General features: G+C 63.0%; 12 protein-coding genes. 6 read left to right on the top strand and 6 right to left on the bottom strand.

What is annotated here, in order from left to right; genetic code table 11:
• Both ACWCIA_RS21975 and ACWCIA_RS21970 read left to right on the top strand, forming a co-directional pair.
• Positions 1-618, top strand: a complete 618-nt coding sequence (locus ACWCIA_RS21975; RefSeq protein WP_454166613.1) for a class I SAM-dependent methyltransferase — start codon at positions 1-3, stop codon at positions 616-618.
• A gap of 98 nt (positions 619-716) precedes the next feature.
• Positions 717-893, top strand: a complete 177-nt coding sequence (locus ACWCIA_RS21970; RefSeq protein ID WP_454166612.1) for a CsbD family protein — start codon at positions 717-719, stop codon at positions 891-893.
• A 119-nt stretch (positions 894-1012) separates the two neighbouring features.
• On the opposite strand, the gene ACWCIA_RS21965 is transcribed toward ACWCIA_RS21970, so the two are convergent.
• A complete protein-coding gene (locus tag ACWCIA_RS21965; RefSeq protein ID WP_454166611.1) occupies positions 1013-2098 on the bottom strand; it encodes an AI-2E family transporter in 1086 nt (361 codons plus the stop codon).
• A 197-nt stretch (positions 2099-2295) separates the two neighbouring features.
• Here ACWCIA_RS21965 and ACWCIA_RS21960 point away from each other — a divergent pair, with 197 nt between their 5' ends.
• Complete coding sequence (locus ACWCIA_RS21960) at positions 2296-2478, top strand: CsbD family protein (protein ID WP_454166610.1); 183 nt, start codon at positions 2296-2298, stop codon at positions 2476-2478.
• Positions 2479-2577: 99 nt separating this feature from the next.
• Here ACWCIA_RS21960 and ACWCIA_RS21955 read toward each other — a convergent pair whose 3' ends face one another.
• The 4 genes from ACWCIA_RS21955 to ACWCIA_RS21940 form a co-directional block, all read right to left on the bottom strand.
• Entirely contained in the window at positions 2578-3774 is a 1197-nt protein-coding gene (locus ACWCIA_RS21955) for a hypothetical protein (RefSeq protein ID WP_454166609.1), read from the bottom strand.
• A gap of 384 nt (positions 3775-4158) precedes the next feature.
• Positions 4159-6378, bottom strand: a complete 2220-nt coding sequence (locus tag ACWCIA_RS21950) for a S9 family peptidase (RefSeq protein WP_454166608.1) — start codon at positions 6376-6378, stop codon at positions 4159-4161.
• Positions 6379-6509: 131 nt separating this feature from the next.
• Complete coding sequence (locus tag ACWCIA_RS21945; RefSeq protein WP_454166607.1) at positions 6510-7940, bottom strand: MATE family efflux transporter; 1431 nt, start codon at positions 7938-7940, stop codon at positions 6510-6512.
• Positions 7941-8009: 69 nt separating this feature from the next.
• A complete protein-coding gene (locus tag ACWCIA_RS21940) occupies positions 8010-8912 on the bottom strand; it encodes a c-type cytochrome (protein WP_454166606.1) in 903 nt (300 codons plus the stop codon).
• Positions 8913-9086: 174 nt separating this feature from the next.
• On the opposite strand from ACWCIA_RS21940, the gene ACWCIA_RS21935 reads away from it, so the two are divergent.
• From ACWCIA_RS21935 to ACWCIA_RS21925, 3 genes are all read left to right on the top strand, one after another.
• Positions 9087-10001: a DnaJ C-terminal domain-containing protein gene (locus ACWCIA_RS21935; protein WP_454166605.1), complete on the top strand. Its 915-nt coding sequence runs from the start codon at positions 9087-9089 to the stop codon at positions 9999-10001.
• Between the two features lie 26 nt (positions 10002-10027).
• Entirely contained in the window at positions 10028-10342 is a 315-nt protein-coding gene (locus tag ACWCIA_RS21930) for a MerR family transcriptional regulator (protein ID WP_454166604.1), read from the top strand.
• A gap of 77 nt (positions 10343-10419) precedes the next feature.
• Positions 10420-11022: a type 1 glutamine amidotransferase domain-containing protein gene (locus ACWCIA_RS21925; RefSeq protein WP_454166603.1), complete on the top strand. Its 603-nt coding sequence runs from the start codon at positions 10420-10422 to the stop codon at positions 11020-11022.
• A 949-nt stretch (positions 11023-11971) separates the two neighbouring features.
• Here ACWCIA_RS21925 and ACWCIA_RS21920 read toward each other — a convergent pair.
• The coding region (locus ACWCIA_RS21920) for an IS3 family transposase (RefSeq protein WP_454166358.1) at positions 11972-12080 on the bottom strand (109 nt) is incomplete at its 5' end.

Raw genomic sequence — 12080 nt, 5'->3', positions numbered from 1 at the left:
ATGACTGAGGACCTCGACGACATCGCGCGCCGCACGCTGGCGCATTACGAGCGCCATGCGCAGCAGTTCTTCGCCGGCACGGTCGACCACGACGTCAGCCAGAACGTGGCGGCGCTGCTCGGCGCCATCGAAGCACCCGGCCCGTTCACGCTGCTCGACCTCGGCTGCGGCCCCGGGCGCGACCTGAAGACCTTCAGCGCGCTCGGTCACCGTGCGATCGGGCTCGACGGCGCGGCGGAATTCGTCGCGCTGGCACGCGAGTACAGCGGCTGCGAGGTCTGGCACCAGGATTTCCTGCACCTGGCGCTGCCGCCCGGCATGTTCGACGGCATCTTCGCCAACGCCTCACTGTTCCACGTGCCGAGCGCGGCGCTGCCGGCCGTGCTGGCGGCCCTGCACGGCGCCCTCAAGCCCGGCGGCGTGCTGTTCAGCTCGAACCCCCGCGGGCACAACGAGGAGGGCTGGAACGGGCCGCGTTACGGGAGTTACTACGACTACCCGACCTGGGAAGCCTACCTCGTCGCCGCGGGATTCGCGCCGCTGGGCCACTACTATCGGCCACCCGGACTGCCGCGCGAGCAGCAGCCCTGGCTGGCCAGCCTGTGGCGAAAACCTTAGAGGATTCTTAAGCTTCAGGCAATGTTAACCAGCGAACGGATGCACCCTGGAATCGGGCCTAAGGTGGGCTTTCCAATTCCAACCGAAGAGGTGCAGTGATGAACGACGACCAGATCAAGGGCAAGGCCAAGGACATCGGCGGCAAGATTCAGGAAAAAGTCGGCGAAGCCACGGGCAACCGCCAGCAGCAAAAGCAAGGGAACATGAACCAGGCCGAAGGCAAGGTGCAGGAAAAGGTGGGCGATGTGAAGGATATCTTCAAGGGCAACAAGTAATCGTTGCAGCCCACGCAGAACAAAGCCGCGATTCGTCGCGGCTTTGTTTATTGTGCACCAGCGCGTTTGCGGCCGATCGCGTGGCGGCGATCGACGCGTGGACGGCAGAGCCGTCCACCCTACGTTTTTTCCGGCTCCTCCACCTTATCCCCCAGCACATCCTCCACATACAGCATCTGCACCAGCACCTTGATCACCGCCGCCAGCGGCGTCGCCAGCGCGACCCCGGCAAAGCCGAACAGGGTACCGAAGATCAGCTGCATCACGATGGTCAGGGCCGGCGGCAGGTCGACCGCGCGCGATTCGATCAGGGGCTGCAGCACATAGCCTTCCACCAGCTGCACGCCGACGAACAGCACAACCGTGTACAGGGCCAGGTCGGGGCTGATGGAGAACGCGATCAGCACTGCCGGCACCCCGGCCATGATCGGCCCGAGGTAGGGGACGAAGTCGAGCAGGCCGGCGATGATGCCGAGGATCAGCGCCAGCGGCACGCCCAGCATCGACAGGCCCGCCGAGGTAACGATGCCGACGATCAGCATCGACATCGCCTTGCCGAGCAGCCAGCTGCCCAGGGTGTCGCCGATCTTTTGCTGCACCTGGCGTGCGCGCGGCCGTTTCGACTGCGGCACCAGCTTGATGACGCCGCTCGTGTAGAGCTGGGGCGAGGCGGCAAAATAAATGCCGACGAACAGGATGATCACCACGTTGCCGAGCGCGCCGACGACGCCGCCGAAGAACAGGCCGGCATTCGGCACCATGTTCGACATCTGCTTGACGATCTGCTCGGGCGGCGGCATGCCGGCCAGCACGCGCTTGAGCAGGGGGTGTTCGTTGACGACGCCTTGCAACTGCTGCAGCGACTTGGGCACGGCCTCGGCCAGCTTGTTCGACTGCTCGGCAATCTGCGGCGCCATCGCCCAGCCGCCGAGGCCGATGATCGCCAGCAACAGCACGACGACCGTGGCCAGCGCGAACTTGCGCCGCATGCCGGTACGCCGCGCCAGCATGCGGCTGAGCTCATAGAAGAGCACCGCGCACAGGATGCAGGCAAATACCAGCAGCAGGGCGTCGGCCGCGAACCAGATGGCGGCCAGGCCGAGGATGAACAGGAGGCTGATGCCATCGACGATGGCGGTGCGCTTCATCAACCTGCGCTTGGCGGGTGCATTGTCGGGCGGCGGGGATTGGGCGGGTTCATTCATGATCGGATTCCATTAACAAAACGTTAATGAAACACTACCATGGGTTGTCCCGTCCCGGCGCATGGCTGAGCTCAGCGGGATGCAGGCTTTGCTACTGCCGAGCTATGTGCGGGCCCGTACAGAACGCGGCGGCAAGCGGCCGTATTCTGGCCCCATCGCGCAGTCAACGGGACCGCGCTGCATTCAAGGAGAACACCATGAACAAGGACCAAGTCGAAGGCAAGCTGCAGGACATCGGTGGCAAGATCCAGGAAGAGGCCGGCAAGCTGGTCGGCAACAAGGAGCAGGAGGCCAAAGGCCTGAAGAACCAGGTCGAAGGCAAGACCCAGGAAAAGTACGGCGACGTCAAGGACGCCCTGAACGACACCACGCGCCGCTGATCCGCGCTGCCCGCGGATGGCAGCCGTCAACGCAAAAAAGCCCCGGTGCGCAGCGCGCCGGGGCTTTTTTATCTCTCCCCGTTGCCGGGAACAGGGTGCTTACTGGACTTCGTAGGCGCCGATGTCGATCTGGCTGCCGAGGGTCGAACGGTTGAGGCCCGATGCAGTGTGCTTGTAGCTTGCTGCCGCATTGAGCGTCAGGCCGTCGCTCGAGCTGCCCGGCGAGGAACCGGCGTTGATGATCAGCGAGTTCGACAGCGGACGCAGGTCATAGGCGGCGCGGTTGACGAAGCCCACAGCCAGCGACTGGAAGTTGGTCTTCTTGACGGCCGAGGTCTGGTTGGTAACGGTGCCGTAGCCCGAGAACAGGTTGTTGATCAGCTTGGCCGGGGTAGCGGCGTTCTTGACCTGCACGAAGGTGCCGCGTGAGCCGTCGTCGTTCACGAAGGTATTGTTGACCACGTACAGGTCGGTCTTGCGCGTACCGACGCCTTCTTCGCCATACGCCACCATCGCCGGGTTGTTGGAGGCGGTCGGTTGCATGATCACGTTGCCGATGATGAAGGTGGTGCCGCCATTCGGTACGTTGATCTCATAGCTTGGCTTGCCGGCAGGGGTGCTGCCGGTTTCGCCCGAGCGCAGGCTCGAGAAGCGGTTGTAGGCGATCGTGTTGTAGTGGGCGCGGGTCTTCAGGTTATGGCCGACACGGGCGTCGTGCGAGAAGTTGAAGCGGAAGGTCAGCTTGCCCACCGAGCCGATGTAGATGTTGTGGCTGTAGCCGTCGCCGTAGCCGTTGTAGCCGAACTCGTTGTTCTCGAGGACGATCGTGCTGGCCGTATTCGCACCGCTCAGGATGCCGTTTTCGTTATGGTGCAGGAACGAGTTGGTCAACGTGAAGTTCGTGCCTTCGAGGCGCAGGGCGGCGCCGTTCTTCGACGTCACCTTGGCACCCATCATCTCGACGTTGTCGATCTTGATGTTGCTGCCGACAACGACCCAGGTGCCCTTGCCGAGCGCGTTCTTGCCGGCAGCATCGATCTTCGGACGGCCATTGACGCCGCGGATGGTCAGGTTGCTCTTGTAGATGGCGCAGACGTCGCCCGAATAGGTGCCGGCCTGGATTTCGATGGTGTCGCCCGTAGCTGCTGCGGCGAAGGCCTTGCATGGGGTGGCGTAGGTTTTGCCGGCGCCGACGCTGCGGACGGCAGCCGAGGCTGGAGCTGCGATGGCCGCGCCGATGATGAGGGCGGAGACTGCGAGGGAGGTGCGGGTGACGCTGGTACGGATGGCTTGCATTGAATAAGTCCTCTTGGTGTACCGCTCTTCTTGAGCGTGTCTCTAGATCAGGAACACGGAGAATACCGCGAGGAATTAATTCAGTGGGGACATAATTTGTTACAGGAAAGCTGAACTGTTGAGTTCAGTGTTCACAATTCCCATAGGAAAAATATGCATTTGGGGTCAAATGTACCTCTTAAAAATATTTTTGATTTCGTCTCTTTTTCGCAACATCAGGCATTGACATTTTGTTGAGTTGTCAGAAATTGTGTAGACCAATAAGAAACATTTCCATGTTGAATGGTCAAAAAAAGACACAATTGGCTTTTTCGGGCACTCAATAAGAAAAGCCGGACTACCCGCTTGGGTAATCCGGCTTTTTCATGCTAGTAAACCGCGCGATCAGCGTGGCGCAGTACCGCCGAGGTTCTTTTTGAAGAAATTCTCGATCATGCCGTACACGTGGCGCTGGGCGACGCGGCCCGAGATGCCGTGCTTGGCGCCCGGGTAGGTCATCAGTTCGAACTGCACGTTGCGCTTGACGAGTTCGTCGATCAGGCGCGTGCTGTTGGTGAACAGGACGTTATCGTCCGCCATGCCGTGCACCAGCAGCAGCGGCGACTTCAGGCCGTCGAGGTGGGCGAACACGCCGCTGCGGTCGTAGGCGTCCTTGCCCGACTTCGGCGTGGCGCCGACATAGCGTTCCGTGTAGTGGGTGTCGTAGAGCGCCCAGTCCGTCACCGGCGCCACCGACACGCCCATCGCGATCTTGTTCGAATCGGCCGCCAGCAGGCGCAGGGTCATGAAGCCGCCATAGCTCCAGCCGAACACGCCGACGCGCTTCGGATCGACGAAGGCCTGCTGCGCCAGCCAGTCGACGCCGGTCAGCTGGTCTTCGACTTCGTGCTTGCCCAGGTTGTTGTAGATGACGTCGGTGAACTGGCGCTCGCGGCGGCTCGAACCGCGGTTATCCAGGCGGAACACCACGAAGCCCTGCTGCGCCATGTACTGGTCAAAATAATTGCCCCAGGTACGGGTGACGCGCTGCGAGTGCGGGCCGCCGTAAGTGAACAGGAAGACCGGGTATTTCCTGGTGGCGTCGAAATTGGCCGGCTTGATCAGCGAGTAGTGCAGGGTCTGGCCATCCTTCGCCTTGATGGTGCCGTACTCGGTCGGCAGGTGGTCCGGCAGGTATTGTGCGTAGGGGTGCTTGGCGTTCAGCTCGTTTTGCTCGAGCCATTGCACCATGCTGCCGTCGGCCTTGCGGATCGATACCTGCGGCGGGGTCTTCGGATCGGAATAGGTGTCCACAAAAATCTTGCCGTTGTTCGCGAACGCGGCTTCGTGCCAGCCGTCGGCCTTGGTGATGCGCACCGGCCTGGCGGCCGTGCTGCCGTCGATCGCCAGCGCATAGGTCTGCTTGTCGATCACGGCGTCGCGGTTCGAGGACACGAACACCTTGCCGGCGGCCTCGTCCACAGCCAGCACGTTGTCGATGCCCCATTCGCCGCTCGAGATCGGGTGCAGCAGCTTGCCGTTCAGGTCGTACAAATACAGGTGGTTGCGGCCGCTGCGCTCGGAGGCCCAGATGAAGGCCTGGCGTTTCTTGAGGAAGCGCAGGTCGTTGTGCAGGCTGACCCAGGTGTTGGAGGTTTCGCTCAAGAGCTTGCGCTGGGCCAGGGTGGCGGCGTCCACCGCGACCAGGTCGAGGCGCTTCTGGTCGCGCGTCTGGCGCTGGTAGACGAGGGTCTTGCTGTCCGCGCTCCAGTCGGCGCGCACCAGGTAGATGTCTTTCTCGGCGCCGAGGTCGACCTTGCGCGAGACGCCGGTTTCCGGGGAAACGATGAACAGGTCTACCAGCACGTTCGGGTCCCCGGCGGCAGGGTAGTGCTGGTCGATCACTTCGGTGCGGTCGGCAAAGATCTCGAAGCGGCGCGCGACCGGCACCGGGGCTTCGTCGTAGCGTTTATAGGCAATCGCGGAATCGTCCGGCGCCCAGTAGTAGCCGGTGGTCTGGTCCATCTCTTCCTGCGCGACGAATTCGGCCTCGCCGTTGTGCACGGTGCCCTTGCCGTCCTGGGTCAACTGGCGCTCGGCGCCGGTCTTCAGGTCGATCACGACCAGGTTCTGGTTGCGCACGAAGGAGACGTAGCGGCCCTTCGGCGAAATCTTCGGATCGAGCACATTGCCCGAAGCAACCTTGCGCGCCGCGTCGGGCCTGGCAGCGTCGACCAGGTAGAGGTCGCCGGCGATCGGCACCAGCAGCTGCTTGCCGTCGGGCGACCAGGTATAGCTCAGGATGCCCGACAGGCTTGCGGTACGGGCACGTTCGCGCCGTGCCTTTTCCTCGAGCGACAGGTTTTCGAGGGGAACCAGCTTTTTGGAATCGACCAGCAGGCGCGTGGTCTTGTCCTTCATGTTGTATTCCCACAGGTCCTGCTGGAACTGGTTGTCGGTGCGGCCGCGCAGGAAGGTGACGCGTTCGCCGTCGGGCGACACGCGCACGTTTTTCACGCCGGGACCGGCAAGCGAGGTTTCGCCGTGGATGCGGTCGAGCGTCAGGCGTTCCGCGGACGCGGGCGCTGCCGCGAGCGCGGCCAGGAGGCAGAGGAGAAGGCGCATTGTTTGTCTCGTTAAAGTTAGCTATATGCAACGGACGAGACGATACCAGAGTCGCACCTCAAAAGCTGTACATACTAAGGGGAAAGCACAGAGGAAGACCGCGTTTGCAACAACGCGGCCTCAGGCAAGATTCAACCGGCGGCGGTGGCGGCAGCCTGCTGCTGTGCTCCCTCTCGCACCTTCTGGCGCGACAGGCGCTCCATCGCCCAGCTCAACAGGACAGCGGCGATCGTCAGGCCCAGCACCAGCCCGATCCAGAAGCCGGTCGATTCCATCGGGGCCGCGGGCGCCCACGGGAACCAGCCCGGTGCAATGCCCAGGATATAGCCGAGCGGCAGCGAAAAGCCCCAGAAGGCGAGCAGCTGGATGAGCATCGGCGGACGCGTCACCTGGTAGCCGCGGATGGCCGAGGCGGTGGCGACCTGGGTCGCGTCCGACAACTGGAACAGCGCCGCGAACAGCAGCAGGTGCACGCAGGCTTCCTGCACGGCCGGGTCCGAGGTATAGGCGCGCGCGATTTCCCAGCGGAAGAGGGCGATGCAGGCGGCCGACAGCAGGCCGAAGCTTACCGACATGCCGACGCCGACCCGCGACACGAACTGCGCGCGCAGCGGATTGCCTTCGCCCATCGCCTGACCGACGCGGGTCAGCAGGCCGATGCCGAAGCTGAGCGGCACCATGAAGACCAGCGAGGCGAAGTTCAGCGCGATCTGGTGCGCCGACACCTGCACCACGCCGAAGCGCGCCACCAGCAGGCTGATCAGGCCGAAGGCGCTGACCTCGGCAAAATAGGTGATCCCGATCGGCACGCCCAGGCGCAGCATCTCGCGGATTTCCTTCCAGTCCGGGCCTTCCCAGCCCGTGAACGGATAAGTCATGCGGTAGACCGGAGAGATCTTGACCCAGACCAGCATCGCGCCCAGCATCAGCCACATGCCCACGCTGGTCGACACCGCGCACCCGACCGCGCCCAGTTGCGGAAAACCCCAGTTGCCGAACACCAGCAGCCAGTTGCTGGCGATGTTGAACAGCAGCCCGAAGATGGCGATGACCATGATCGGCTTGGTCTGGTTGATGCTCGTCGTGTAGCCGTAGAGCGCGCGGTAGCAGGCAAAGGCCGGCATGCCGATGCTCGTCACGTGCAGGAACATCGCGGCGCGGTCGGCCACGGCCTGGTCGAGGCCGATATGGTCGAACAGCAGCGTGGCCAGGTTGGTCAGCACGAAGGCAATCAGGCCAATGCCCACGCCTTTCCACAAGGCCTGGCGCACCGAATGCGGAATCTTGTCGTAACGCCCGGCGCCGATCTCGTGCGCGACCACGGTGTTAATCGACATCATGGTGCCCATCACGGTGACCAGCACGATCGACCAGACCGAGGCGCCGAGCGACACCGCCGCCAGTTCGGCCGCGCTCACGTGCCCGGTCATCGCGACGTCGGCTACGCCCATGCCGACGGTGGCCAGCTGGCCGACCAGCATCGGCCAGGAGAGTTTCCAGAGCGTGGCGATTTCGGTACGGACGGGCGACGTCGTGGCGGAAGGGGTGGCGGTGAATGTCATGGGCAGCCTGGTGGCGAAAACCCATGATTTTACTGTCTCATTGATAACGCCGCTGGCCTGTTCCGCGTGTCAATGCTGGCCCATCGGACGAGGCGGGACCGTCAACAGGTAGGCATGCAAGGCGCGCACGTCGGTATCGTTCATGTTCCTGAATGAACCGAAGGGCATGACCGGGCTGATCGCGCTGCCGTCCGGCCGCTTGCCGCTGCGTAGCAAGGCCACAAAACTGTCCGCGCTACGGTAGCGCGCCATGGCGCTGCCGGCGCCGGGCGTGAGGTTGGCCGCCTCGGGCCAGTCGGGCGGAGCACCCGGAATGGCGCCGCCGCTCAGTCGGGCGCCATGGCAGCCGATGCAGGTCTGTGCAACATAGGCGCCGTGCGCCACCGTCACGGCCGCAGGCAGCGCAGCCGGCGGCGGGAGCGTGTGGTCGATTTTCTCGGCGGCGTCCTTGATGGCTCCCGTTGCGTACAGCATCTTGACCGGCAGCGGCAACTCGACCTGCCTGCGTGCGCCGGGAACCGGCGGCATCTGGCGCAAGTACGCGATCAGGGCGCCGGTATCCTCATTCGTCAGGCGCGCATAGTCTTCGCTCGGCATGACGATCACCGGCTGCCCGTTGGGCTTGACGCCGTGCCGGATCGTGCGCACCCAGTCGACCACGGTGTAGTCTTCAGTCGTGCTGTTCGCGCCACGGGTAATGTTCGGTGCGACCACCAGCATACCGTCGGTGTCGACCACCGTCCTGCCGGAACCGTTGGCGCCGTGGCACTCGGCACAGCCGCGGGTGTTATACAGGTAGCGGCCGTGTTCGATCCGGGCGGCATCGACCGGAATCGCCACCGGCTGGACATCGACGGCCACCGTGCGTTCCAGTTTGCGTGCACTCAGAACGTAGGCAGCGGCCGCGGCAAGCAGGCCCAGCAATACTAAACCGCCGAGGATCAGTACCGTCCATTTCTTCCACTTGGCCATCTCCGCCCCGCTGTAACGAGTGGTTGGTTTGTTCAATTTATCAGCATTCAACCTGATGTAAAGGGAGCCGGGAGAGAACTTTGAAATTGTGTTGTGAATCCCCATCTAGGTGGAAAACGCGGCCTGTTCCGTGTGCGGTTTGGGCTGCCAGCGTTAACCATCCGGGAGTTCACTGTGGAATACAAGGACTATTACCAGACCCTTGGCGTCGACAGAAGCGCATCGGCGGACGAGATCAAGAAGGCGTACCGGAAAATGGTGCGCAAATACCACCCCGATGTCAGCGGACACAAGGACGCCGACGCCAAGACCAAGGAAATCAACGAAGCCTACGAGGTGCTGGGCGACGCGGAGAAGCGCGCCGCCTACGACGCGCTCGGCCGTGGCCATCGCCCCGGCGAATCCTTCCAGCCGCCGCCCGACTGGGGCGAGCAGTTCGACTTTGCCGGCGCGGGCGCCGACGACTTCTTCGCCGACCTGTTCGCGCAGGCCGGACGTCGCCAGCGTGGCGCCCATGGCGGAGGCTTCCAGATGCGCGGCGACGATATCCACGCCGCCATCACGATCGACCTGCGCGACGCCTACCAGGGCGCGACGCGCACGGTCAGCCTCCGGGTGCCGCGCCAGCAAGGCCGTGGCCGTGCCGTGATGGAAGAGAAAACGCTGAGCGTGAACATCCCGCGCGGCGTGACGCCGGGTCAGCAGCTGCGCCTCGCGGGGCAGGGCCACGAAGGGCACGGCGGCGCCGGGCCGGGCGACCTCTACCTCGAGATCGGCTTCGCGCCCGATCCGCGCTACCGGGTCGAAGGCGCGCATGTCTACGAGAATGTGCCGGTGACGCCATGGGAAGCGGCGCTGGGCGGCAGCGTGTCGGTGCAGACGCCCTCCGGCACGGTCGAGGTCACGGTACCGGCCGGTTCGCAGAGCGGACGCAAGCTGCGCCTGAAAGGACGCGGCATCCCGGCCAGTCCGCCGGGCGACCTCTACCTGATCCTCGACGTCGTGCTGCCGCCCGCGAACAACGACAAGGCGCGCGCGATCTATCAGGCGATGGCGCGCGATCTCGCGTTTAATCCGAGGGCTGCGTAAGCGGGCTTGGCTTGAGGAGGAAAAAAATGTTATCGAACCAGACCTTGACTGGCGTGCTGATCGACGACGTGGCGCTGGACCTCAACGAACTGGCCTGGGCCTGCAAGGTCGAGCCGGACTGGGTGGTGCGGCATGTGGAAGCGGGTGTACTTGGCGGCGAGGCCGCGCAAGTGGCGAGTGTGCGCTTTCGCAGCGTCGACCTGGCGCGGGCGCGCCGGCTGCTCGAACTCGAGCGCCATTTCGATGCCGACGAAGAACTCGCCGCGCTCGTGATCGACCTCGCGGACGAAGTGCGCCGGCTCCGTGCCCGCCTGCATGCGCTCGGCATCGCCCACCCCTGAAGCGCGCGCCGTGCATGCTTGGGTGCTCCTAGAATTGGTCTTAGTGAAATCACAATTCGACATATCGAGGAGGTTACATGGAACAGAGCGGTAGTGTGGGCAATGGTGGAGCGCTGCAGGGCAAACGCGTTGCAGTGCTGATGACGGACGGCGTCGAGCAGGTCGAGTACACCGGGCCGCGCAGCTTCCTGGAAGGGCAGGGCGCGCAGGTGATCCTGATCTCGCCGAAAGCCGTCGGCGAAGCGGTGCAGGGCATGAACCATGACGCCATGGGCGACCAGTTCCGCGTCGAGATGAACGTGAACGATGCGCGCCCGGGCGATTTCGACGCCCTGTTGCTGCCGGGCGGCGAAAAGAATCCCCTGGAACTGCGCAAGAGCCCCGAGTCGATCGCCTTCATCCGCGATTTCTACGCCGAAGACAAGCCAATCGCCGCCATCTGCCACGCCCCATGGGTGCTGATCGACGCCGGCATTGCCGAATCGAAGAATCTGACGAGCTGGCCGGAGATCCAGGATGACATGAAGAACGCCGGGGCAGAGTGGGTGGACCAGGAAGTGGTCATCGACGAAAAGCTGATCACGAGCCGCAAGCCGGACGATATCCCGGCGTTCAACGACGCGCTGCTGAAGGCGATGCGGGTGGATCCGCAGGCGGCGGACATGGGACCGTCGTCGTAAAAGATAAAGATTGCCGCGGGTATGACGTTCGGCCCGCGGCGCATCGCTGGGCGATCTCGACCCCAAGCGCATCCTGTAGGGTGGGCACTTGTGCCCACGCGGATCAAACACACCAATAACAGAACAAGCAACAGCCCCGATAAGGTGTGCCGTTCTGCCTGACACAGTCACTCCCGCTAAGCACCCATAGCAACGCGGCAAAGAAGTTTGCTTTTTAGCAAAACCAAAGGTAGAGTGCCCGCAGTCCAGCTCACTGCGAAATCCATGAAATTCCAGCACATCCTGACCCATATCGCTCCCCTTGCCACTGTAACCGCTGTCCTGTTAAGCGGCTGCGGCGCACCTGCCGTTTCCCAGGGATATAACACCTACACCATCGCGAATCCCGCTTCCCAGAGATCCAATACCCAGGCTACGCCGGGGTTCGATTCAAGCGCGGCAGCCCACAGCTTTTCAGTGACGGCTGTCGATTCCGCGGGCAAGCCTGTCAAGGAGGCAAAGGTCGAGTGGACAAGCCAGGCGAACGGCGAATCGATCACGCAAACTGTCGTGACGGATGAACATGGGCAAAGCACCATCGCAGTCACCGTCCAGCCAAAGATGAGTCCGACCTTCAACCGAGTCGATTACGTCTCAAGTGCCTCGTATGTGATATCTGGCGATGGCTATTACCTGAAGCGTGGCTCGCTCGAGCAGTCCAGCTACCGCAGCACCGATAGAAGCCGGGAGGCTGCTCCAGCCATCTCGAAGGTCATTCTGTTAAAGCCGACCGATTTTCTTTCGCCCGATTTTGCTCGGGCAAAGCAGTACACTCAATTGCGGCAGAAAGTGTTGGAGTTCTTGGAAGTCATCAGACTCCAGAGCGTGCTGCACCAGGCCGACCTGAAACTCCACGGTATCAGCATGCAGGAGTTCAAGGGCAAGCGTTATTTGAATCGCCACGAGTTTCCTAGACACTCGCGAGCCGCTGGAAGTACTGCTTTTCATATTCGACCGGCGACAAGTCATTGCTGGAGCTGTGCCGGCGCTTCGGATTGTAAAACATCTCGATGTAATCG

This window comes from Massilia sp. SYSU DXS3249 (assembly GCF_053668055.1).
The sequence above is the reverse complement of the archived record's forward strand: the minus strand, read 5'-3'. Positions and strand labels throughout refer to the sequence as shown.